This window comes from Plantibacter lichenum, assembly GCF_050587525.1.
Lineage (GTDB): Bacteria > Actinomycetota > Actinomycetes > Actinomycetales > Microbacteriaceae > Plantibacter.
The window spans coordinates 78,070-101,417 of record NZ_JBOBFT010000012.1 but is presented as its reverse complement, the minus strand read 5'-3'; the positions used below and the strand labels follow the sequence as shown (position 1 = coordinate 101,417).

Here is a 23,348-nt window from a genome sequence, read left to right as displayed (position 1 = left end):
CCACCACACCACTCACGAGTAGAATCGACACCATGACCGATAGCGCCACGTCCACCGGAGAATACGGCTCGAACCGCGTGAAGCGCGGCCTCGCAGAGATGCTGAAGGGCGGCGTCATCATGGACGTCGTCACAGCTGAGCAGGCCCGCATCGCCGAAGACGCAGGAGCCGTCGCCGTCATGGCGCTCGAGCGCGTCCCCGCAGACATCCGCTCGCAGGGCGGCGTCGCCCGCATGAGTGACCCCGACCTCATCGACGCCATCCGCGCCGAGGTCTCCATCCCCGTCATGGCGAAGGCCCGCATCGGCCACTTCGTCGAAGCGCAGGTCCTCCAGGCCCTCGACGTCGACTACATCGACGAGTCGGAGGTCCTGAGCCCCGCGGACTACGTCAACCACATCGACAAATGGAACTTCACGATCCCCTTCGTCTGCGGTGCCACGAACCTCGGTGAGGCGCTGCGTCGCATCAACGAGGGTGCGGCCATGATCCGTTCGAAGGGCGAAGCCGGAACAGGCGACGTCTCCGAGGCGACGAAGCACATCCGGAAGATCAAGTCCGAGGTCGCGGCCCTCAGCGCCATGAGCAAGGACGAGCTGTACGTCGCGGCCAAGGAACTCCAGGCTCCGTACGACCTCGTCGTCGAGGTTGCCGAGACCGGCAAGCTCCCCGTCGTGCTCTTCACCGCCGGCGGCGTCGCCACCCCCGCCGATGCGGCCATGATGATGCAGCTCGGCGCGGACGGTGTGTTCGTCGGCTCCGGCATCTTCAAGTCGGGCAACCCCGCTCAGCGTGCGGCAGCCGTCGTCAAGGCCACCACGTTCTACGACGACCCGGCCGTCATCGCCGAGGTCTCCCGCGGACTCGGTGAAGCGATGGTCGGCATCAACGTCTCCGACCTCGCGGCGCCGCACCGCCTCGCCGAGCGTGGCTGGTAGCAGCTCGCCCCGCGTCGGCGTCCTCGCCCTCCAGGGCGATTTCCGCGAACATGCAGCAGTGCTCTCCGGGCTCGGAGCGAGCGTCACGCTCGTCCGACGCCCGGAGGAGCTCGCTGCCGTCGACGGCCTCGTGATCCCCGGTGGGGAGTCGAGCGTGATGGACAAGCTCTCGCGGACGTTCGACCTCCAGGGGCCGCTCAAGCAGGCGATCGCGGACGGTCTGCCGGTCTACGGGACGTGCGCGGGGCTGATCATGCTCGCGGACCGCATCGTCGACGGCATCGTCGGGCAGCAGAGTCTCGGCGGCCTCGACGTCTCGGTGCGTCGCAACGCCTTCGGCTCGCAGCTCGACTCGTTCGAGACCGATCTCGAGATCCCGGTCCTCGGCGAACCGCCCGTGCACGCGGTCTTCATCCGCGCGCCCATCGTCGAGTCGGCGGGGGAGTCGGTCACACCGCTCGCGTCCCTGCCGGACGGCCGCATGGTCGCCGTCGAGCAGGGCAACCTGCTCGGCACGTCGTTCCACCCGGAAGTCACCGGTGACACGCGCTTCCACGCGTACTTCCTCACCAAGGTGGCTGCAGCCGTCTGAGCTTTGCGCAAGCGCCTGAGCTTGCGCAGAGGCCTGTTCACGGGCCTCTCTACGGTCGGTCGGGCCTCCGGCGGCTCGCCTGACGGCACGCGTGCCGCAGCTGTTCTAGACTGGGTGGGTTCTTTTCACGCAGTTAGGGAGCACATGTCCGGACACTCCAAGTGGGCAACGACCAAGCACAAGAAGGCCGTCATCGACAGCCGTCGCGCCAAGTCGTTCGCGAAGCTCATCAAGAACATCGAAGTCGCCGCCAAGATGGGCGGAGCCGACCTCTCCGGCAACCCCACTCTCGTGGACGCCATCCAGAAGGCGAAGAAGACCTCGGTCCCGAACGACAACATCGACCGCGCCGTCAAGCGCGGTGCGGGACTCGCCGGTGAGTCGATCGATTACACGACGATCATGTACGAGGGCTACGGCCCGAACGGCGTCGCACTCCTCGTGGAGTGCCTCACCGACAACAAGAACCGTGCCGCAGCGGACGTCCGCACGATCATGAGCCGCAACGGCGGCACCATGGCCGACCCGGGCAGTGTCGCGTACAACTTCCACCGCAAGGGCCTCATCGTCGTCCAGGCCGAGGGCACGACCGAGGACGACGTCCTCGGCGCCGTGCTCGACGCAGGGGCGGAAGAGGTCGTGACGGAGAGCGAGACGTTCGAGGTCATCACCGACCCGAGCGACATGGTCGCGACGCGCGCCGCGCTCCAGGAAGCCGGCATCGACTACGACTCGGCGGACGTCGCGTTCGTCCCGAGCCTGAAGGTCGAGGTGGACGCCGAGACCGCTCGCAAGGTCCTGCGCCTCATCGACGCCCTCGAGGACAACGACGACGTGCAGAACATCTACAGCAACCTCGACATCTCGCCGGAGGTCCAGGCGGAGCTCGAAGCCGACGAGTAGTCGCCGAGAGCCGTCCCTCGGGGGCGCCCCACAGGAGCGCCTCGATTCGAACGGATGTACGACACTCCGGGTCGCCCGCGCTGCGGGCGACCCGTTGGTCGTTAACCTCGGAGTATGACGCTCAGAGTGCTCGGCATCGATCCTGGGCTCACCAGATGCGGCGTCGGCGTCGTGGACGTCGAGCCGAACCGCACAGCCGTGCTCGTCGAGTACGGGGTGGTGCGGACCGATCCGGACCTTCCCTTGGAGTTCCGGCTGCTCGCCATCGCGGAGGGCATCGCGGAATTCATCGAACGCACGGCTCCGCACGCGATGGCGGTGGAGCGGGTGTTCGCGCAGCACAACGTCCGCACGGTCATGGGCACGGCTCAGGCGAGCGGGCTTGCGCTCCACGCGGCCGCGTCACGTGGCATTCCCGTCGGGCTGCACACGCCGAGCGAGGTGAAGGCCGCGGTCACCGGCTACGGCCAGGCGGACAAGAAGCAGGTGCAGGCGATGGTCGCACGGATCCTCGGGCTCGCCGAGGCGCCGAAGCCGGCGGACGCCGCGGATGCGCTCGCCCTCGCGATCTGCCACGCGTGGCGCCCGAGTACGGCCGCTGCCGTGTCCCAGTCGATGCCTGGCGCCGCTGCCGGTGCCGGCCTCACCCCCGCCCAACGTGCCTGGCAGGCGGCGGAGCGCACGTCGAAGCACCCCGTGTCCGTCGCTCGCCCTAGGCTTGGATCGTGATCTCCTCCGTACGTGGCCCCGTCCTCAGCGCTCTCGGGAGCGTCGTCGTGATCGAAGTGGGCGGCATCGGCTTCGCCGTGCAGGTCGTCCCGGAACTCGCGCTCTCGCTCCGCATCGGTGAGGAGGCGCGGTTGGTGACGACGCTCATCGTCCGCGAGGACTCGCTCACGCTCTTCGGCTTCCGGTCGTCGGAGGAACTCGCGGTCTTCGAGCTGCTCCTCGGCGTCACGGGGGTCGGTCCCAAGTCGGCGCTCGGAGTGCTCGGCTCGCTCACGCCGGATCAGATCGCTGCTGCGGTCGCCGCGGACGACGACGCGCCGTTCCGCAAGGTGTCCGGCATCGGCCCGAAGACGGCGAAGCTCATCGTCCTCTCGCTCACCGGCAAGCTGCGGGTCACCCCGCCCACGGCGGCGAAGAGCGGCGCAGTCGTCGACGCATCGGCGATCTCCGAACGCGTCGTCACGGCCCTCATCGGCCTCGGCTGGCCTGAGAAGACCGCGGTCCAGGCCGTCGTCGATGCTTCAGCAGACGCTTCAGCCACCGACCTGGTCGCCGTTCCCGCGCTCCTACGCCTCGCGCTCGCCCGGCTCGGTCCGGCGCACTCCGCAGGACGCACCTCATGAGCGACGCCCAGAACGACGACCTCACGAACCCTGAACCGGAATCCGACGCCGAGCTCGCGTTCGAGGGCGCGCTCCGCCCGCGGTCGCTCTCCGAATTCGTCGGCCAGAGCAAAGCGCGTGGGCAGCTGCAACTGCTCATCACGGCCGCCGGCATGCAGAACCGCACGCCGGACCACATCCTGCTCGCCGGCCCTCCCGGTCTCGGGAAGACGACGCTCGCGATGATCGTCGCGCACGAGACAGGCAAGCCGCTGCGGCTCACGAGCGGTCCGGCCATCCAGCACGCCGGCGACCTCGCCGCGGTCCTGTCGTCGCTCACGCCGGGAGAGATCCTCTTCATCGACGAGATCCACCGCATGGCCAGGCCGGCTGAGGAGATGCTCTACCTCGCGATGGAGGACTTCCGCATCGACATCATGGTGGGCAAGGGCGCGGGAGCGACGAGCATCCCGCTCGAACTCGCCCCCTTCACGCTCGTCGGCGCCACCACCCGATCCGGGCTCCTCCCGAACCCCCTCCGAGACCGTTTCGGCTTCACTGCGCACCTCGAGTTCTACGACGAGTCGGAACTTCAGCAGGTGCTCGCGCGCACGGCGGACATGCTCGGGCTCACGATCGACGGCGAGGCGATCGCGGAGATCGCCGGTCGGTGCCGCGGTACTCCGCGCATCGCGAACCGCCTGCTCCGCCGCGTCCGCGACTACGCGCTCGTGCACGGGGGAGCTGCTGACCTCGCCACCGTGCGCGCAGCCCTCGAGCTCTACGACGTCGACGCGCTCGGCCTCGACCGCCTCGACCGCACGGTCATGGAGGCGATGCTCGACCGCTTCGACGGCGGACCCGTCGGCCTCAACACGCTCGCGGTCTCGGTCGGTGAGGAGCCGGAGACCATCGAGTCCGTCGTGGAGCCGTTCCTCGTCCGCATCGGGCTCATCTCGCGGACGCCTCGCGGCAGGATCGCGACTCGGAACGCCTGGCAGCACTTCGGCAGGTCACCTTCTCAGCAAGCGCCCACGCTCGATCACCTATAATTACCCTTTGGCGGTGCGCCGACGGCGTGTCCGACCCCCATACCCCTCTGGAAGGTTCCCCTCGTGGATGCAATGACTCTCGTCCTGTTCGGCCTCGCCGGCGTCATGATCGTTTTCATGATGGTGAGCAACAACAAGCGTAAGAAGGCTGCTGCTGCAACCGAATCCAAGCTCGTCCCCGGAGCAGAGGTGCTCACGGGCTTCGGCGTGTACGGTACCCTGATCTCGATGGATCGCGACGCCCGTAAGGCAGACGTGGAGATCGCCCCGGGAATCATCGTGACCATCGACCCGCGTTTCGCCGGTAGCGTCGTTCCGGAGCCCGTCGTCGAGACGCCTGCCGACGCTCCTGCAGTCGAGTCCATCACGGACGAGACCGCAGCTGGGACGCCTGAATTCGGTCAGCGGATCGAAGACCAGTCGAACCAGAAGAAGAGCGACGACTAATACCAACCTTCCCGTGCGACGACAGTGATGCCGTCGCAGGCAGAGAAAGCTGAGTTCCGAGTTTGGCAAAGTCGACCCCGGTCAAGAAAGCGTGGCGCTCGCTCACGTGGCTTGGCGTGATCATCATCGGTTTGTTCGCGATCAATGCGGCCGGGGTGATCTGGGGTGGGAGTTCCTGGACGCCCAAGCTCGCCCTCGACCTCGAGGGCGGAACGCAGATCATCCTCGCGCCGAAGGTGGAGTCCGGTCAGACGGTGTCGTCTGAGCAGCTCACCCAGGCGGTCTCGATCATCCGTGAACGCGTCGACGCGTCCGGCGTGTCCGAGGCTGAGATCACGACGCAGGGCCAGAACGTCGTCGTGTCGATCCCGGGAACGCCGGACGACGAGACGCTCAAGCGCATCCAGGCGTCCGCCAAGCTCGAGTTCCGACCGGTGCTCACGTCACAGCAGCTGACGCCCGGTCAGCCGTCCAACACCTTCATGGGTCAGGACGGCAAGTCGACGCCGTACCCCACACCCGATCCCGGGCTCGAGAGCACGCCGACCGCGAAGCCCACGAACGCGAGCGACCTGAACTACGTCACACCGGCGCTCTACGCCGAATTCCAGGCGTTCGACTGTGCCGCGGACGACGGACTCGACGCATCGGCTGCTCCCGCCGACAAGCCGCTCATCACGTGCGAGAACGACGGCTCGTTCAAGTACATCCTCGGCCCCGTCGAAGTGACTGGCGAGGATCTGTCCGACGCGAGCGCGGGCATCAAGACGACCCAGTCCGGCGCGAGCACGGGCGAGTGGGCCGTGTACCCCGTGTTCAACGCACGTGGCACCAAGCTCTTCGCCGACGTCACCGGTCGCCTGACCTCGCTGCAGAGCCCGCAGAACCAGTTCGCGATCGTGCTCGACGGCAACGTCATCTCGGCACCGCAGTCCCTCGCGGTCATCTCCGACGGCAAGCCCGAGATCAGTGGATCGTTCACGCAGGAGTCCGCGAAGACGCTCGCCGACCAGCTGAAGTACGGAGCACTGCCGATCAGCTTCGCGGTGCAGTCGTCCGACACGATCTCCGCGACGCTCGGTTCCTCGCAGCTGCAGAGCGGTCTCATCGCCGGTCTCATCGGTCTCATCCTCGTCGTGATCTACACGCTCTTCCAGTACCGATTGCTCGGACTCGTGACGATCGCCTCCCTCGTGGCAGCCGCCGCACTGACCTACGTGGTCGTGCTGCTCCTGTCCTGGCGAGAAGGGTTCCGGCTGTCACTCGCGGGTGTCGCGGGCCTCATCGTCGCCATCGGCTTCACGGCGGACTCGTTCATCGTGTACTTCGAGCGCATCAAGGACGAACTCCGCGACGGCCGTGGCCTGGAGTCCGCCGTCGAGGCGGGCTGGAAGCGCGCCAAGCGGACCATCTACGCGGCGAAGGGCGTCAACCTCCTCTCGGCAGTCGTGCTCTACATCCTCGCGGTGGGCAACGTCCGCGGCTTCGCCCTCACGCTCGGCATCACGACCGTGATCGACGTCATCATCGTGCTCATCTTCACGCACCCGATGATGCAGCTCCTGGCGCAGACCAGGTTCTTCAACAGCGGCAAGCCCATCACGGGTCTCGACCCGACGGCGCTCGGCGCCATCTACCGAGGACGCGCCGAGTTCCGGAAGCCAACGGATTCGACGGGCAAGACCGCAGGAGCGAGCCGTGAGGCCGCCAAGCGACAGACGATCGCCGAGCGCAAGCAGGCCGCTCTCGTCGGAACGGGCGGCGACGCCATCGACGAGCAAGCACCGACCGAGGGGAAGGATTCCTGATGGGTGCGTTCGCACGGTTCGGAAACGAGCTCTACACCGGCAAGCGTTCCTACGACTTCGTCGGCAAGCGCAAGATCTGGTACACGATCGCCATCGTCGCGATCGCCCTCTCCATCCTGATCCCGCTCGTCAAGGGCGGCTTCAACTTCGGCATCGAGTTCCGCGGCGGATCGCAGTTCCAGATCTCCGAGGTCAAGGACACCGACCAGAAGCTCGCCGAGGAGGCCGTCGCGACGGTTGTCCCGAGCGCTGTCGTGCACGTCACGATCGTCGGCGACAACGCCGTTCGGGTGCAGACCGACCAGCTGAAGAACGACGCGCAGACGAAGGAGGTCTCCGCGGCGCTCGCGAAGGCGTACGACGTCCCCGTGACCGAGGTCACCGTGTCGTTCGTCGGCCCGTCGTGGGGCCAGGACGTCTCCCAGCAGGCCATCAAGGGCCTCCTGGTGTTCCTCGTGCTCGCCGCGATCCTGATGGCGTTGTACTTCCGCACCTGGAAGATGTCCGCCGCTGCGCTCATGTCCCTCCTGCACGACCTCTTGATCACGGCCGGCGTCTACGCTGCGACCGGCTGGGAGATCACACCGGCGGCCATGATCGGCTTCCTCACGATCCTCGGCTTCTCGCTCTACGACACCGTCGTGGTGTTCGACAAGATCCGCGAGAACACGACGCTCGACGCGGACGGCGCCTCGCGCACCTTCGGCGAGTCGGTCAACCTCGCGGTCAACCAGACCCTCGTCCGCTCGATCAACACGGGTGTCGTGGCGGCTCTGCCGGTCGCGGCCATCCTGTTCATCGGCGCGTTCGTGCTCGGCGCCGACACCCTGCGCGACATCTCGCTCGCGCTCCTCGTCGGCATCCTCGTCGGTACGTACTCGACGGTCTTCGTGGCAGCCCCGCTGTACGCGAACTTCCGTCAGGGGGAACCCAAGATCGCCAAGCACGACAAGCGCGTCCTCGTGGCCCGCGAACGTGCCAAGGAGAACGGTTCGGCTGCAGATCTCGACGTCGTGGAAGTAGACGCCTGATCTCGTTGTTGCACTGAGTACGAACCCACTCGCGAGCGATGAATCATCGAAGGGAGGTCTGACATGGCGGATACGACAACGTCCTCGACGGCCTCCCTTCGTCGTCTCGTTCCACGCATCTTCTCGAAGGCGCAGCCGGCCGGCGCGGTCGACACCCTGATGCGGACGGTGCGGCAGCACCACCCCAAAGCGGACCTCGCCCTCATCGAGCGCGCGTACACCGTCGCGGAGCGCGCTCACTCAGGCCAGAAGCGTCAGAGCGGCGAGCCCTACATCACGCATCCCGTCGCGGTCGCGCAGATCCTCGCGGACCTCGGCATCGGCCCGAAGACGATCGTCGCCGCGCTCCTGCACGACACGGTCGAGGACACCGACTACTCGCTCGAACAGCTCCACGCCGACTTCGGCGACGAGGTCGCGATGCTCGTCGACGGCGTCACGAAGCTCGACAAGGTCAAGTACGGACACAGCGCACAGGCCGAGACCGTCCGCAAGATGATCGTCGCGATGTCCAAGGACATCCGTGTGCTCATCATCAAGCTCGCCGACCGCTTGCACAACGCACGCACGTGGGGCTTCGTACCCGCCGAGAAGGCTGCGAAGAAGGCCACGGAGACACTCGAGATCTACGCGCCCCTCGCGCACCGCCTCGGCATCCAGGCCATCAAGTGGGAGCTCGAAGACCTCTCCTTCGCCGTGTTGTACCCCAAGCTCTACGCCGAGATCGAATCCCTCGTGAAGCAGCGCACGCCGCAGCGCGAGGAGTACGTGCAGAGCGTCATCGACGCGGTGAGCGACGACCTCAAGGCGCAGCGCATCCGCGGCAAGGTCGTGGGACGACCGAAGCAGTACTACTCGATCTACCAGAAGATGGTCGTCCGGGGCCGCGAGTTCGACGACATCTACGATCTCGTCGGCATCCGCGTGCTCGTGAACTCGCTGCGCGACTGCTACGCCGTCCTCGGCTCGATCCACGCGCGCTGGACTCCGGTTCCCGGGCGGTTCAAGGACTACATCGCGACTCCGAAGTTCAACCTGTACCAGTCGTTGCACACGACGGTCGTGGGTCCGGGCGGCAAGCCCGTCGAGATCCAGATCCGCACGAATGAGATGCATCAGCGCGCCGAGTTCGGTGTCGCCGCGCACTGGAAGTACAAGGAGCGCGTCAACAGCGGCAAAGCGCAGTCCTCGTCCGAGCCGGACGCCTCGATGGCGTGGCTCGCGCACATCTCCGACTGGCAGGCCGAAACGGCCGACCCGGGGGAGTTCCTCGACTCGCTGCGCTTCGAGATCGGCGCGAAAGAGGTCTACGTCTTCACACCGAAGGGCCGTGTGATCGGTCTGCCGGCCAGCGCGACGCCCGTCGACTTCGCCTACGCGGTGCACACCGAGGTCGGCCATCGCACGATGGGTGCCCGCGTCAACGGTCGTCTGGTTCCCCTCGAGAGCACGCTCAACACGGGCGACGTCGTCGAGGTCTTTACCTCGAAGAACCCCGACTCCGGCCCCAGCCAGGACTGGCTCAACTTCGTCAAGAGCCCCAGGGCGCGGAACAAGATCCGCCAGTGGTTCACGAAGGAGCGCCGCGACGAGGCGATCGAACAGGGCCGTGACGCGATCGCGCGGGCGATGCGCAAGCAGAACCTGCCGCTGCAGAAGCTCATGAACCAGGACTCGTTCGCCGAGGTCGCCGCGCAGCTACGCTACGAGGACGTCACGGCGATGTACGCGGCCGTCGGCGAAGGCCACGTGTCGACCCAGTCCGTCCTGGAGAAGGTCGTCGCGTTCCTCCACCAGGACGCCGAGAGCGAGAACACCGAGTTCACGCTCCCCGCGCGCGGTCGTCGTGAGCGACTCAAGAACAGCGATTCCGGCGTGCTCGTCCGTGGCGCGGGCGACATCCTCGTGAAGCTCGCCAAATGCTGCACGCCGGTGCCCGGCGACGAGATCGTCGGCTTCGTGACGCGCGGCGCAGGCGTCTCGGTGCACCGCTCGGACTGCCACAACGTCCAGTCGCTCCTGCAGGAACCGGAGCGGATGATCGACGTCGAGTGGGCTCCGTCGTCGAAGAGCGTGTTCCTCGTCCAGATCCAGGTCGAGGCCCTCGACCGTGCAGGCCTCCTCAGCGATGTGACCCGCGTGCTGTCCGAGTACCACGTGAACATCCTGTCCGCGACGGTCAACACCTCGAGCGATCGATTGGCGATCAGCCGATTCGTCTTCGAGATGGGCGACACGACCCACCTCGACCGGGTGCTCAACGCCGTGCGTCGCATCGACACCGTCTACGACGTCTACCGGGTCAACGGCGGCTGAGCGGCGTCTCCGGCACTGCTCCCCGTCTCCCGCGTCACGGGTCAATCGAGCGATAACGACGCCGACGGACGATCCAGACCCGGCAGAGTCGCTTCCACGGCCAGTGCCAGGCGTGTCAGGACGCGCCGACGGCCCGCGAGCCGTCGATTGACGGAGAGCCACCGCTCGACGGCTTCTGCGCCGACCAGTCGGGAGTCGACGAGCCTGCTCAATGCGTCGAAGCCGGGGGATCCGACGTCGTGGTCCCGCGCAAGATCGATGGCGGTGCGCAGCGGTGTGGTCACGAGCATCCCGCCGAGCGTCTCGACGTCGTCGGCATCCATTCGGATCTGTCGCACGAGGAGCGCGCGCGAACTCACGAGCGAGCCGCGTCTGGCGGGCCGGACGAACGCCTCGTGGATACGAGGGGGCATCGACAGCGCTCCGTGGAGCCATGCGGCGCTCTGCCCGGCCACGACGGCCCAGTCAGGGACGAGCCGCGAGAGGATCTCCGCTCGGAGATCGACCGTGTCTGGTTCATCGATGCTGCAGTAGCCGTCGTCGAGGGCGAAGAGGTCGCCGTCGAGGCGTGCGGCGCTCAGCTCCGCGAGCGGGAGGGCTGGAGGTCGGAGGAACGCGCTCAATCGGTCGGACATGCAACGATCCTCCTGCACGCAAGGTGCGTACAGGAGGATCTGGGACTGCTGTGGAGAACGTCGCCGTGGTCCGCAGCCTGTGGGGCAACGGATCGGCAGAACGGCTAGCGGATGGCGCCGAGCCACGCCTTCCGGGCGTCGAGGGCTTCGATCGCGGCGGCGAGGCGAGCGGCGTCGCCGGAGGCCCGTGCAGCGGTCACCTCGTCCTCGAGCTTGGCGATGGCGTCGGCGAGCTGGCTCGCGAGCCCCTCGGTCCGTGCCTTCGTCTCGGGGTTGTTCCGCTTCCAGTGGTCGTCCTCGAGCTGCTTGACGTGGGCTTCCACCTTGCGGAGGCGATCCTCGACGACGCGGACCTGGTCGCGCGGGACCTTGCCGATCTCGTCCCAACGGCGCTGGATCGCGGCGAGGGCCGTGCGGGCCTTGTCGCGGTCCTGCTCCGTGAGGATCGGCTCGGCGTCCGTGAGGACGGCGAGCTTCAGATCGAGGTTGCCCTGGAACTCGGCGTTGTCGCGTGCATCGATCTCGGCCTTGGCACCGTAGATCGCGTCACCGGCCGCCTTGAATTTCGCCCAGAGGGCATCGTCCTGGCGCTTGCCGGCACGCGGCGACTTCTTCCAGTCGTCGAGCAGGTTGCGGTAGGCGGGAACGCCGTCAGCTCCCTGGGGGATGAGCGCTTCCGCGGCGTCGACGAGCGCCTGCTTCTTGGCGCGCGCCTCCTTGTGCACCGAATCGAGCTCGGAGTAGAACGCGCGGCGGTGCTGCTCGAGCGTGGCACGGGCCGTGCGGAATCGCTTCCACAGCTCGTTGCCCTCGGTCTTCGGGAGCCGCGGGCCGTCGTGCTGCTGGCGCTGCCACTCGGCGAAGAGCTCGTCGAGCCGGGTGGAGGTCTGCTTCCACTGCACACGAGCCGGATCCTGCAGAGCGAGCGCTTCGGCCTCCTCGACGATGGCGACGCGCGACTGCACGGCCTCTTCGAGTGCGGCCTTCGCGACCTGCGTCTGTGCCTCCGTGAGTTCGCCCACCTTGCCGTCGAGAGCGGCGAGCCGCGTCACGAGCGCTTCCAGGTCGCCGACAGCGTTCGCCGACTCCACGTTGCGGCGCAGCGATGCAACGGCCTTCGCGATGTCGGTCGCCGGAGCGCCGCCCTTCGCGCGCTGCTCGAGCAGACGGACCTGGCCCGCGAGATCGGTGTACTTGCGCTCGAAGTACGCGAGCGCCTCTTCTTTCGTGCCGTCCGGGTACTGCCCGACGGCTCGTTCGCCGTCAGCTTCGCGGACGTAGACCGTTCCGTCGTCGTCCACCCTGCCCCACGGCATCATGTCTGAACTCGTCACACGCCTCACCTTGCTGTGTTGGTCGCCTCATTGACAATCTTGATCAATCCGCAAGCCTAATACGCCAGACGGCGTCGCTGGCGAAACTCACGGATCGAACGCGCTTCCGGTGACTCGTTACTGAACGGTCACCGAAGTGATCTTGGCAGGTACCGACGGCGCCCCGTCGCCGCCGCCGCCCGACACGCCCGCCGACGTGACGCCGGAGATGAGCTGGTCGAGGCCGTCGGTCACGTTGCCGAGGATCGTGTAGCCGCCCGCCGCATCCGAGGGGATGGTCGAGTCCTGGTAGACGATGAAGAACTGGCTGCCGTTGCTGTAGCCGTTGCCGCCCTGACGTGCCATCGCGATGGTGCCTGCGGGGTAGACGTCTCCTGCGGGAGCGTTCTCGACGGGGCCGTAGTTGTAGCCGGGACCGCCCGTGCCGTCGCCCTTGGGGTCGCCGCACTGGAGGACGTAGATGCCGCTCGTCGTGAGGCGGTGGCAGGTCACGCCGTCGTAGAAGCCCGACTTCGCGAGGGCGATGAACGAGGAAACGCCCTGAGGTGCGCACGCGCCGTCGAGCTGCAGGTCGAGCGCGATGTCGTTGATCGTCATCGTGCCGGTCCAGTCGCGCCCCTCGGCGAGGCTCGTGGGCGGGACGTCTCCCGTGTTGCTGCCGTCGGCCGGGCCGTTGGTACCGCAGCCCTCCGCGTTCGCGGGCGCCGAAGCGGATGCGCTCGGCGTGGCTACGGGCGTTCCAGGGCCGCCGGAGAAGTAGAAGACCTGGGCGATCGTCGCGGCACCGATCACGACGACGAGGGCGACGGTCGCGATGATGTTGTCCCGGACGCGACGCTTCGAACGCTGCTCGTGCACCGTCCGCCTCGCGTTGTAGCCGCGGATGCGCGCTCGCGCTTCACGTGCCTCTTTGTCCGGACCCTTGCTCGTTGCCACGTCTGTTCCCTCCAGATGCCGCCCGATGATTCGGCGACATCGCCACGTGCCCCACGTCGTGCGGCCCACGAGAACCTTACGGGGACGCGAGTTCGGCCGCCAAATGGGCGCAGGGGTTTCACACCGTCGCATCGGGGAGTCGATCGTGCGCCGCGATCGTCGGGCCGCCTCGACGGGCCCGTTCGCGGAGCACTGTCAGTCGTCGCCACTAGCCTGGACACATGTTGGATGCAGGCCCTGGGATCTCGGGCGGACAGGTGCCCCTCGCCGTCCGCATGCGTCCGCGCAGCCTCGACGAGGTGGCGGGGCAGCGGCATCTGCTGCGCCCCGGCTCACCGCTCGTGCGGCTCGCAACGGACGTCTCCGGTAATCAGGCCGCGGTCTCGGTCATCCTCTGGGGTCCGCCCGGGACGGGCAAGACGACCCTCGCGCAGGCGATCGCGCACAGCTCCGGTCGGCGCTTCGTGGAGCTCTCGGCCGTGACGGCCGGCGTCAAGGACGTCCGTCAGGTCATGGAAGCGGCGATGTCCGGACGCGATCTCTACGGCACCTCCACCGTCCTCTTCCTCGACGAGATCCACCGCTTCAGCAAGGCCCAGCAGGACGCACTGCTGCCCGGTGTCGAGAACGGATGGGTCATCCTCGTCGCGGCCACGACCGAGAACCCGTCGTTCTCCGTCATCTCGCCACTGCTGTCGCGCTCGCTCCTGCTCACGCTCGAACAGCTGAGCGACGACGATCTCGGCATCCTGATCGACCGTGCCGCCACCGACCCACGCGGTCTGGGCGGCCGTTTCACCGTGACACCGGAAGCGCGTGACGCACTCATCAGGCTGTCCTCCGGCGACGCACGGCGGGCGCTCACGGCCCTCGAGGCCGCAGCGATCGCCGCGGACGCCGACCTCGGCAGGACGCCTTCCGCGGACGACGAGTTGGACGATTCCGCCATGCTCGGCCTCGGCGACGAGGATGACGACGATGAGGATGAGGACGCTGGCGATGGGGACGCCGAGGGGGCCAGTGGCAGCGCTCCCGAGGACGACTCCGCTGCGGCCGCCGTCCACACCGGGCCAGTGATCACCGACGAACTCGTCGCGCAAGCGGTCGACCGCGCTCTGCTCCGCTACGACCGCAACGGTGACGAGCACTACGACGTCATCAGCGCGTTCATCAAGAGCATCAGGGGATCGGACGTCGATGCGGCACTCCACTACCTCGCACGGATGATCGAGGCGGGGGAGGACCCGCGGTTCATCGCCAGGCGCATCATCATCTCCGCCGCTGAGGACATCGGGATCGCCGACCCGCAGGCGCTCCCCATCGCGATCGCCGCGGCGGACGCCGTGCAGTTCATCGGCATGCCGGAGGGGCGGATCCCGCTCGCAGAGGCCGTCGTCTACCTCGCGACCGCCGCGAAGTCGAACGCCGCCTACCTCGCCATCGACAAGGCCATCGCCGACGTGCGCTCCGGATCCTTCGGGCGAGTCCCGAAACCGATGCGCGACGCGCACTACGCAGGCGCGAAGCGGCTCGGCCACGGCAAGGGCTACCGCTATCCGCACGACACCGCCATCGGCGTCGTCAAGCAGCAGTACATCCCCGACGAGCTCACGGATGTGCGCTACTACGAGCCGACCGACCACGGTCACGAACGCGAGGTCTCCGCGCGGCTCGAGAAGCTGCGGAAGATCGTGCGGGGCTCGAACGACTGACCGGCGCGACGACGCCTCGCCGACCGTCACGGCTGACGGTCGCGGGGGAGTGCTCGTGCTAGTATTGATCCGGCCTAGACCAGATGTGACCGTGCGGCTGCGCGATCATCTTCGTTCGACGGGTGTGTTCTGTAGCCGAACAGCCCTGGCCGACCCCTCTGACTTTCCGGTGCATCACTGCGCCAGGACCACTGCGTCCCGGCCGACACAGCACCGGTATCCATCGTTTGAGACTTCATTGAAAGGAAACCGTGTCTACCAAGTCACGTACCCGCAGCAAGACCCGCCTCTCGCGGGCCCTCGGCATCGCCCTCACCCCGAAGGCTGCCAAGTACCTCGAGAAGCGTCCCTACGCTCCCGGTGAGCACGGCCGCACCAAGCGCAAGGCCGACAGCGACTACGCCGTCCGTCTGCGCGAGAAGCAGCGTCTGCGCGCCCAGTACGGCATCCGCGAAGCCCAGCTGAAGATCGCGTTCCAGGAAGCTCGTCGCACGCAGGGCCTGACCGGTGAGAACCTGGTCGAGATCCTCGAGACGCGCCTCGACGCACTCGTGCTCCGTGCCGGCTTCGCCCGCACCACGGCGCAGGCTCGCCAGATGGTCGTGCACCGCCACATCCTCGTCGACGGCCAGCTCGTCGACCGCCCGTCCTTCCGCGTGAAGCCGGGTCAGCTCATCCACGTCAAGCCGCGTTCCGAAGGAACCGAGCCCTTCCAGGTTGCAGCAGCCGGCGGTCACGTCGACGTGCTCCCCAAGGTGCCCGCGTACCTCTCGGTCGAGCTCGACAAGCTGCAGGCACGCCTCGAGCGTCGTCCGAAGCGCGCCGAGGTCCCCGTGACGTGTGAAGTTCAGCTCGTCGTCGAGTACTACGCAGCTCGCTAGTCGATCGCTCCGCATCGCGGAGCAGGTCCCGCTTGCCGGGACAGGAGGGGTCGTGGCTTACGCCACGGCCCTTCTTTTCGTTGCAGCGAGCGGTTTCCTCGCAGTGTGCGGGTGACGGCACTCGCCAGACGCCTGGACTACGATGGGTGACTGGCCCTGCACGTCGTCGCATCGAACGTCGCATCCGCAGAGAAGGAGCTCCACATGAAGAACGTGTTCTGGCTGGTCGTGGGTATCGGCGCCGGATTCGTCGTCGCCCACCAGATCAACAAGACGCGCAAGGGCAAGCTGTTCTTCGCCGAGCTGGATGCGCGCGTGAAGGAGTTCACCGAGACGGTGAGCGACGCGTACAAGGAACGCGAAGCGCAATTGCGCGACACGGTCGACACCATCGTCGACGAGGCGGAGAACGCCGTCGACGACCTCAAGAACTAATCCCTCCCGACGTACGGAAACTATGCAAACCGCAGACATTCGCTCCCGCTGGCTTCAATTCTTCGGAGATCGGGGGCACACGGTCGTGCCGTCGGCGTCGCTCGTGAGCGATGACCCGACGCTCCTCTTCACGGTCGCCGGCATGGTGCCGTTCGTCCCGTACCTCACAGGTGTCGTCCCCGCGCCCTTCGACCGCGCGACGAGCGTGCAGAAGTGCATCCGGACGAACGACATCGAAGAAGTGGGCAAGACGCCGCGCCACGGCACGTTCTTCCAGATGAACGGGAACTTCTCCTTCGGTGACTACTTCAAGGAGGGAGCGATCGGCTACGCCTGGGAGCTCCTCACCGGGCTGGAGTCCGCAGGCGGTTACGGCTTCGACGAGAAGGACCTGTGGGTCACCGTCTACAAGGACGATGAAGAGGCGATCGCGCTCTGGAAGAAGGTCGCCGGCCTGCCAGACGAACGCATCCAGCGCCTCGACAAGGACACCAACTACTGGTCCACCGGCCAGCCGGGCCCCGCGGGTCCGAGCTCGGAGATCTTCTTCGACCGCGGCCCCGCCTATGGTGCGGATGGCGGACCGGCGACGGACGACGACCGCTACGTCGAGATCTGGAACCTCGTGTTCATGCAGTACCTCGTCGCGAACGTCCGCAGCAAGGTCGACTTCGACATCGTGAGCGAGCTGCCGAAGCGCAACATCGACACGGGCATGGGCCTCGAGCGCGTCGCGTTCATCAAGCAGGGCGTCGAGAACATGTACGAGATCGACCAGGTCCGTCCGGTCCTCGACCTCGCCTCGCAGCTGAGCGGTCGCCGCTACGGCGCCGACCACGGCGACGACGTACGCATGCGCGTCATCGCCGACCACGTCCGCTCATCGCTCATGCTCCTGAGTGACGGCGTGACGCCGTCCAACGAGGGTCGCGGGTACATCCTGCGTCGCCTGCTCCGTCGCAGCGTCCGTGCGATGCGCCTGCTCGGCGTCGACACGGCGACCATGCCGGAGCTCCTCACCGCATCGAAGGACGCGATGAAGGCGTCCTACCCGGAGGTCGAGGCGGACTACGGCCAGATCTCGCAGGCCGCGTACGCGGAGGAGGAGACCTTCCTCCGCACGCTCGCGAGCGGTTCGACGATCCTCGACCTCGAGCTCGACAAGACCAAGGAGACGGGCGCCAAACAGCTCGGCGGCAAGCAGGCGTTCCTGCTCCACGACACCTACGGCTTCCCGATCGACCTCACGCTCGAGATCGCGGAGGAGGCCGGCCTGTCCGTCGACCGCACCGCGTTCGACACGCTCATGGCCGAACAGCGCTCGCGTGCGAAGGCCGACGCGAAGGCGAAGCGCAGCGTGCTCGCGGACCTGTCCGTGTACAGCTCGCTCCGATCCCTCGGTGAGACCGTCTTCACGGGCTATACGGAACTCGAGACGGAGTCCCGCATCCTCGGCATCATCGTCGACGGTCACCCCGTCACGAAGGCCGTCGTCGGCGACATCGCTGAAGTCTTCCTCGCGGAGACCTCGCTCTACGCCGAGTCGGGTGGACAGGAAGCCGACCAGGGCGTCATCGTCGGCCCCGGCTACGAACTCGAAGTCCTCGACGTCCAGAAGCCCGTCAAGGGGCTCATCGCGCACAAGGTGCAGGTGACGCAGGGCGAGGTCGGTGTCGATTCGCCGGCGACGTCGATCGTGGACGCGAACTACCGTCGTGGCGCACAGCAGGCGCACTCCGGGACGCACATCATCCATGCTGCGCTCCGCCAGGTGCTCGGGTCGAGCGCCCACCAGTCCGGTTCGGCGAACCGTGCGGGTTACCTGCGTCTCGACTTCACCTGGAACCAGGCGCTCTCGCCGGAGACCAAGACGGAGATCGAGGAGATCTCGAACAACGCGATCCGCGACAACCTGCTCGTCTCGACGCGCGAGATGGCGCTCGACGACGCTAAGGCGCTCGGCGCGATGGCGCTGTTCGGCGAGAAGTACGGCGAGACCGTTCGCGTCGTCGACATCGGCGGCCCGTGGTCACGCGAGCTGTGCGCCGGCACGCACGTCGGCTCCAGCGCGGAGATCGGCATGATCAACCTCATCAGCGAGTCGTCAGTGGGGTCCACCAACCGTCGTGTCGAGTCGCTCGTCGGCCTCGAGGCGTTCCGCGATCTCGCTGCAGAGCGCGCCATCGTGTCGCAGCTCTCGTCGAACCTGAAGACGCCCAAGGACCAGCTGCCCGATCGCATCGCCGAGCTCGTCAGCAGCCTCAAGGCCGCTGAGAAGAAGATCGCGTCGTTCGAGGCACGGTCGTTGAGCGACCGCGTTCCCGCCCTCGCGGCGAAGGCCGCATCGGTCGGCGGTGTCACACTCGTCGCGGAGTCGCTCGGTGAGCTCGCCTCGCAGAACGATCTCCGCAGCCTGGTGACCGCCGTCCGCGAGCGTCTCGGCGACGCACCTGCCGTCATCGCGCTCGGCGCCGTCGTGGCGGACAAGCCCGCGATCGTCGTGGCGACGAACCAGGGCGGCCGTGACGCCGGACACAAGGCCGGAGCGCTCGTGCGCGTCGCGGCCGGCGTCCTCGGCGGCAACGGCGGCGGCAAGGACGACCTCGCGCAGGGCGGCGGTGCCGACGCATCGGCGCTGCCGGACGCCCTCGCGGCGATCGCTCGCGAAATCGGCTAGGACGTGTCCGACGGGTTCAGACGCGGTGTGCGTCTCGGCGTCGACGTGGGCAAAGCCCGCGTCGGCGTCGCCCGGAGCGACCCAGACGGGCTGCTCGCGACCCCTGTCGAGACGGTCGCGCGTGATCTCGGCGGCGACGCCGACATCGCCGCCATCACGGCGATCTGCGTCGATTTGAGCGTCGTCGAACTCGTCGTCGGCCTGCCCATCTCCCTCGCGGGGAAGGACACGGCATCGACGGGGGACGCGCGCGAGTTCGCCGCCAGGCTCGCTGCGGCGACGGGTCTCCCGACCCGTCTCGTGGACGAGCGATTGACGACGGTGACGGCTCATGCGGCTCTGAGATCGGCGGGAAGACGCTCCAAAACCACCCGGTCGATTGTCGATCAGGTCGCCGCCGTCATACTCTTGCAGTACGCCCTCGACGCTGAACGCGGTTCGGGCCGAGCCCCCGGAACCCTCATCGACCTGTGAGAAGGACGCGCCTGTGCCGAATGTGACGCCCCCGAATCCACCTGAGGACGAATCGTTCACCGAGCCGCCGGCGGTTCCGCTGTCCCGGCGCGAGGCCCGCGAACTCGAGCAGCGGCAGGAGGCCGAGCGCGCTGCGCAGGCCGCTGCGACGCCGCCCCGCGTTGCGGATGCAGCCCCCGCGGAGTCAGCTGCTCCTGCCGCTGGTACTACTCCTGCCTCCAACCCCGCGCCTGCCGTGGCTGAGACTCCCGTTCCGGCGGTCGAGCCGCCCGTGCTCCGCCCACCCGTCACGCCGTCGCCTGCGACCGAGCGGCCCCTCGTGACACCTCCGACACCGCCCAGTGCTCAGACGACCGGCGCTCAGACGACCGGTGCTGCATCTGCATCTGCATCTGCACCTGCACCTGTACCTGCAGCTGCACCCGTAGCTTCCGCGGCGCCAGTCACGCCAGCAGCAGCAGCAGCAGCACCCGGAGCATCCCGAGCGCCCGCAGCGCCGCAGGTGCCCACGAGCACGGTCCTCGACGACGGCCCGCACCTCGGCACCGATGCGATCCTCACCGCGTTCGGCGATGCTCCAATCTCGGGCGACGGCCACGACGGGGAACCGCCGCACCGGGGCCAGCGTCGAGCGAAGGGCGGCGGATACCCGCCACGCGAGAAGCACGGTCGTCGCGGCCTCATCGCCCTCATCGTCTCGGTCGTCGTCGTCGGTGCGATCGTCGGCTGCGGTGCGTTCATCTGGACGACCTACGAGCCGCAGATCCGTAAGGTGCTCGGCTGGGAGGAGCCCAACGACTACGAGGGCACCGGCACGGGCGACGTCACCGTCATGATCAAGGAGGGCGACATCGGCGAGGACATCGCCAAGACCCTCCACGCTGCAGGCGTCACGAAGACCTTCGACGCCTTCTACGACCTGCTCCTCGCGGAGCCGAAGCAACCGGAATTCTTCCCCGGCGCGTACCAGCTGAAGAAGAACATGAGCGCGCAGTCGGCACTCGATGCCCTCCTGGACGAGAAGAACAGGTTGAAGGACGCCGTCGTGGTTCCCGAGGGGACCGTCGAAGCCGACGTCCTCGAATCCATCTCAGAGACGACCGGTATCGCCCTCGCCGACCTCCAGGCGGCGGCCGCCGATCCCTCGGCGTTCGGCCTGCCGGCCGAGGCGAAGACGCTCGAGGGCTTCCTGTTCCCGGCGACGTATACGATCCCGCCAGGCACGAACGCCCACGACATCCTGAAGATGTTCGTCGACCGGTCGTTCCAAGCGCTCGATGATGCCGGGGTCGTGCCGGCGGACCGCTGGAAGACGATCGTCCTCGCATCGCTCGTGCAGAAGGAAGCCGGCCTCAAGGACGACTACTACAAGGTCTCGCGCGTCTTCCTGAACCGCCTCGACCCCGCACAGTGGGAGAGTGGGCTCCTGCAGTCCGATGCGACGGTCGCCTACGGAACCGGCAACACCCACCGGGTGTCAACCTCCGACGCCGAGCGCGAGGACGCGGGCAACCCGTACAACACCTACGTGCACCCCGGCATGGTCGTCGGCCCCATCTCGAACCCGGGCGACCTCGCGATCGATGCGGCGTTGCACCCGGCGGACGGCCCGTGGCTGTACTTCGTGACCTGGAACCTCGACACGGGGGAGACGATCTTCTCCACGACGGGCGAGGAGCACGACGCAGCCGTCGCCAAGTGGCTCGCATGGATGGATGAGCACCCTGAGTACCAGTAACCCGCAGCGACTGGCGGTCATCGGATCGCCCATCGCGCACTCGAAGTCACCGACGCTGCATCGGATCGCCTACGGGCGGCTCGGGCTGCCGTGGGAGTACGAGGCGCGCCGTGTGGAGGCGTCAGAACTCGCCGACGCCATCGGGGAGCTCGGGGACGAGTGGCGCGGACTGTCGCTCACGATGCCGCTCAAACAGCAGGCGTTCGCGCTCTGCGACGAACTCGACGCGGTCGCGACGGCGACGGGCGCGGTCAACACCATCCGTTTCGACCGGAGCGCCGATGGCGTCACGCTGAGGGGTTTCAACACCGACGTGGGCGGCATCGTCCGTGCGATCGGCGCGGCCGGGGTGAACCGCATCGACGAAGCCGTCGTCCTCGGCGGGGGAGCGACTGCCGCCTCGGCGGTCATGGCCGTCGCCGAGCTCGGCGCTGAACGCGTGGACGTCGCGGTCCGCACTCCCGCGCGGGCGGCGCATCTCGCCGATCTGGCCAGCGGACTCGGGCTCCGGATCGGCTTCATCCCGCTCGACGCTCCACTGCCGCCCGTGCCGCTCGTCGTGAGCACGCTGCCCGGCGGCTCCGGCATCGACCCGGCCCCGCTCGTCGGTGCCGCGGCGGGCGCACTCCTGTTCGACGTCGCCTACGACCCGTGGCCGAGCCCGTTGGCGGCCGCGTGGACCGAGGCAGGCGGTGGGGTCCTGAGCGGCCTCGCGATGCTCGTCCACCAGGCCGTGCTCCAGGTGCGGATCTTCCTCACGGGCGACCCGCTCGTCCCGCTCGAGGATGAATCATCCGTTCTCGAGGACATGCTCGCCTCCGTCGGCCTCGCCGCGGACGGCTCCGTGCGCTGACCGCCGGTCCTTCGCGCACGATCACCCCCACCCGTTATGGAAAGATAGACCCATGCTTCGTTGGCTCACTGCCGGAGAGTCTCACGGCCCGGAACTCATCGCCGTCATCGAGGGGCTCCCCGCGGGGGTCCCTGTTTCCATGGACGGCATCCGTGCCGACCTCGCGCGCAGGAAGCTCGGCTACGGCCGTGGTTCGCGCATGAAGTTCGAGCAGGACGAGCTCGCGATCTCCGGAGGCGTCCGCCACGGCTGGTCGATGGGCAGCCCCGTCGCCGTCCGCATCGGCAACACCGAATGGCCCAAGTGGGTCGAGGTCATGAGCCCGGAACCCGTCGAGGAGGAGACCGAGCGCTCACGCGGTCGGAACGCACCCCTCACCCGCCCGCGGCCCGGCCACGCCGACCTGGTCGGCATGCAGAAGTACGGCTTCGAGGAGTCCCGACCCGTTCTCGAACGTGCGAGCGCCCGTGAGACCGCCGCTCGCGTCGCCCTGGGCGCCGTCGCCCGCGCGTTCCTCGGTGAGCTCGGCATCACCCTCGTGAGTCACACGCTCTCGATCGGGCCCGTGCGCGTGCCGGACGGCAGCCCGTTGCCGAAGCCGTCCGACGTCGACACGCTCGACGCCGATCCGCTGCGCTGCTTCGACCCCGCGACCTCCGAGTTGATGGTCGCCGAGGTCGACGACGCAAAGAAGGAGGGCGACACCCTCGGGGGCGTCGTCGAGGTCCTCGCTTACGGGCTTCCGCCCGGACTCGGCTCTTACGTCCACTGGGACCGGCGCCTCGACGCCCGGCTGTCCGCCGCGCTCATGGGCATCCAGGCGATCAAGGGCGTCGAGGTCGGCGACGGCTTCACGACGACCACGCGCCGCGGTTCCGCAGCGCACGACGAACTCGTCCAGGACGCCGGTGAGATCACTCGGGTGAGCGACCGCGCAGGCGGCATCGAAGGCGGCATGACGACGGGCACCGTGCTTCGTGTCCGCGCCGGCATGAAGCCCATCGCGACCGTTCCCCACTCGCTGCGGACGATCGACGTCGCCACGAGCGAAGCCGCGACCGCCCACCACCAGCGATCCGACGTCTGTGCCGTCCCGGCCGCTGGCGTCGTCGCAGAGGCCATGGTCGCGCTCGTCCTCGCCGAAGCCGTCCTGGAGAAGTTCGGCGGCGATTCGGTCACCGAGACGAAGCGCAACCTCGACGGGTACGTCCAGGCCATCCCGGCGAACCTGCGCACGCGCGGCGCCGAGGGCTGA

At 67.7% G+C, this 23,348-nt stretch carries 21 protein-coding genes; 18 read left to right on the top strand and 3 right to left on the bottom strand.

What is annotated here, in order from left to right:
* Positions 1 to 32: 32 nt before the first annotated feature.
* The 10 genes from pdxS (at position 33) to ACQ3HB_RS16105 (ending at position 10,418) form a co-directional block, all read left to right on the top strand.
* Positions 33 to 938, top strand: a complete 906-nt coding sequence (pdxS, locus tag ACQ3HB_RS16150; protein ID WP_430921324.1) for a pyridoxal 5'-phosphate synthase lyase subunit PdxS — start codon at positions 33 to 35, stop codon at positions 936 to 938.
* On the top strand, positions 928 to 1,530 hold the full coding sequence (pdxT, locus tag ACQ3HB_RS16145; protein WP_430921322.1) for a pyridoxal 5'-phosphate synthase glutaminase subunit PdxT: 603 nt from the start codon (positions 928 to 930) through the stop codon (positions 1,528 to 1,530). Before pdxS ends, pdxT begins: the two co-directional genes overlap by 11 nt.
* Before the next feature lie 144 nt (positions 1,531 to 1,674).
* Entirely contained in the window at positions 1,675 to 2,433 is a 759-nt protein-coding gene (locus ACQ3HB_RS16140) for a YebC/PmpR family DNA-binding transcriptional regulator (protein WP_430921320.1), read from the top strand.
* 114 nt (positions 2,434 to 2,547) lie between these two features.
* A complete protein-coding gene (gene ruvC, locus ACQ3HB_RS16135; protein WP_430921319.1) occupies positions 2,548 to 3,162 on the top strand; it encodes a crossover junction endodeoxyribonuclease RuvC in 615 nt (204 codons plus the stop codon).
* On the top strand, positions 3,159 to 3,785 hold the full coding sequence (gene ruvA / locus ACQ3HB_RS16130; protein WP_430921317.1) for a Holliday junction branch migration protein RuvA: 627 nt from the start codon (positions 3,159 to 3,161) through the stop codon (positions 3,783 to 3,785). Before ruvC ends, ruvA begins: the two co-directional genes overlap by 4 nt.
* The gene (gene ruvB / locus ACQ3HB_RS16125) at positions 3,782 to 4,816 is read left to right on the top strand and encodes a Holliday junction branch migration DNA helicase RuvB (RefSeq protein WP_430921315.1); all 1,035 of its coding nucleotides are present in this window, start codon (positions 3,782 to 3,784) and stop codon (positions 4,814 to 4,816) included. The genes ruvA and ruvB overlap by 4 nt, the downstream gene beginning before the upstream one ends.
* Positions 4,817 to 4,888: 72 nt before the next feature.
* The gene (locus tag ACQ3HB_RS16120; protein WP_430921407.1) at positions 4,889 to 5,263 is read left to right on the top strand and encodes a preprotein translocase subunit YajC; all 375 of its coding nucleotides are present in this window, start codon (positions 4,889 to 4,891) and stop codon (positions 5,261 to 5,263) included.
* 62 nt (positions 5,264 to 5,325) lie between these two features.
* Positions 5,326 to 7,071: a protein translocase subunit SecD gene (gene secD, locus ACQ3HB_RS16115; protein WP_430921314.1), complete on the top strand. Its 1,746-nt coding sequence runs from the start codon at positions 5,326 to 5,328 to the stop codon at positions 7,069 to 7,071.
* Positions 7,071 to 8,102 (top strand): protein translocase subunit SecF, encoded by a 1,032-nt coding sequence (gene secF / locus ACQ3HB_RS16110; RefSeq protein ID WP_430921313.1) that lies wholly within the window; start codon positions 7,071 to 7,073, stop codon positions 8,100 to 8,102. The genes secD and secF overlap by 1 nt, the downstream gene beginning before the upstream one ends.
* 63 nt (positions 8,103 to 8,165) lie before the next feature.
* Positions 8,166 to 10,418, top strand: a complete 2,253-nt coding sequence (locus ACQ3HB_RS16105; RefSeq protein WP_430921311.1) for a RelA/SpoT family protein — start codon at positions 8,166 to 8,168, stop codon at positions 10,416 to 10,418.
* A gap of 41 nt (positions 10,419 to 10,459) precedes the next feature.
* On the opposite strand, the gene ACQ3HB_RS16100 is transcribed toward ACQ3HB_RS16105, so the two are convergent.
* The 3 genes from ACQ3HB_RS16100 to ACQ3HB_RS16090 all read right to left on the bottom strand — a co-directional run bounded on the left by ACQ3HB_RS16100 (position 10,460) and on the right by ACQ3HB_RS16090 (position 13,323).
* Positions 10,460 to 11,053 carry a type IV toxin-antitoxin system AbiEi family antitoxin gene (locus ACQ3HB_RS16100; RefSeq protein WP_430921310.1) on the bottom strand — a complete coding sequence of 198 codons (594 nt, stop codon included), beginning with the start codon at positions 11,051 to 11,053 and terminating at the stop codon, positions 10,460 to 10,462.
* A gap of 104 nt (positions 11,054 to 11,157) precedes the next feature.
* Positions 11,158 to 12,387 (bottom strand): DUF349 domain-containing protein, encoded by a 1,230-nt coding sequence (locus ACQ3HB_RS16095; protein WP_430921308.1) that lies wholly within the window; start codon positions 12,385 to 12,387, stop codon positions 11,158 to 11,160.
* 117 nt (positions 12,388 to 12,504) lie between these two features.
* Positions 12,505 to 13,323: a peptidylprolyl isomerase gene (locus ACQ3HB_RS16090; RefSeq protein WP_430921306.1), complete on the bottom strand. Its 819-nt coding sequence runs from the start codon at positions 13,321 to 13,323 to the stop codon at positions 12,505 to 12,507.
* 221 nt (positions 13,324 to 13,544) lie between these two features.
* Between ACQ3HB_RS16090 and ACQ3HB_RS16085 the strand changes: the two genes are divergently transcribed.
* The 8 genes from ACQ3HB_RS16085 to aroC all read left to right on the top strand — a co-directional run bounded on the left by ACQ3HB_RS16085 (position 13,545) and on the right by aroC (position 23,348).
* A complete protein-coding gene (locus ACQ3HB_RS16085) occupies positions 13,545 to 15,035 on the top strand; it encodes a replication-associated recombination protein A (RefSeq protein ID WP_430921304.1) in 1,491 nt (496 codons plus the stop codon).
* 251 nt (positions 15,036 to 15,286) lie between these two features.
* Positions 15,287 to 15,916, top strand: coding sequence for a 30S ribosomal protein S4 (gene rpsD / locus ACQ3HB_RS16080; RefSeq protein ID WP_422780426.1), 630 nt, complete (start codon positions 15,287 to 15,289; stop codon positions 15,914 to 15,916).
* A gap of 204 nt (positions 15,917 to 16,120) precedes the next feature.
* Positions 16,121 to 16,351, top strand: coding sequence for a hypothetical protein (locus tag ACQ3HB_RS16075; protein ID WP_430921302.1), 231 nt, complete (start codon positions 16,121 to 16,123; stop codon positions 16,349 to 16,351).
* Between the two features lie 22 nt (positions 16,352 to 16,373).
* Positions 16,374 to 19,028 carry an alanine--tRNA ligase gene (gene alaS, locus ACQ3HB_RS16070; protein ID WP_430921301.1) on the top strand — a complete coding sequence of 885 codons (2,655 nt, stop codon included), beginning with the start codon at positions 16,374 to 16,376 and terminating at the stop codon, positions 19,026 to 19,028.
* A 3-nt stretch (positions 19,029 to 19,031) separates the two neighbouring features.
* Positions 19,032 to 19,502, top strand: a complete 471-nt coding sequence (gene ruvX, locus ACQ3HB_RS16065) for a Holliday junction resolvase RuvX (RefSeq protein WP_430921300.1) — start codon at positions 19,032 to 19,034, stop codon at positions 19,500 to 19,502.
* A 502-nt stretch (positions 19,503 to 20,004) separates the two neighbouring features.
* Positions 20,005 to 21,240 (top strand): endolytic transglycosylase MltG, encoded by a 1,236-nt coding sequence (mltG, locus tag ACQ3HB_RS16060; RefSeq protein ID WP_430921298.1) that lies wholly within the window; start codon positions 20,005 to 20,007, stop codon positions 21,238 to 21,240.
* Positions 21,218 to 22,093: a shikimate dehydrogenase gene (locus ACQ3HB_RS16055; protein ID WP_430921296.1), complete on the top strand. Its 876-nt coding sequence runs from the start codon at positions 21,218 to 21,220 to the stop codon at positions 22,091 to 22,093. Before mltG ends, ACQ3HB_RS16055 begins: the two co-directional genes overlap by 23 nt.
* 52 nt (positions 22,094 to 22,145) lie before the next feature.
* Positions 22,146 to 23,348, top strand: coding sequence for a chorismate synthase (aroC, locus tag ACQ3HB_RS16050; protein WP_430921294.1), 1,203 nt, complete (start codon positions 22,146 to 22,148; stop codon positions 23,346 to 23,348).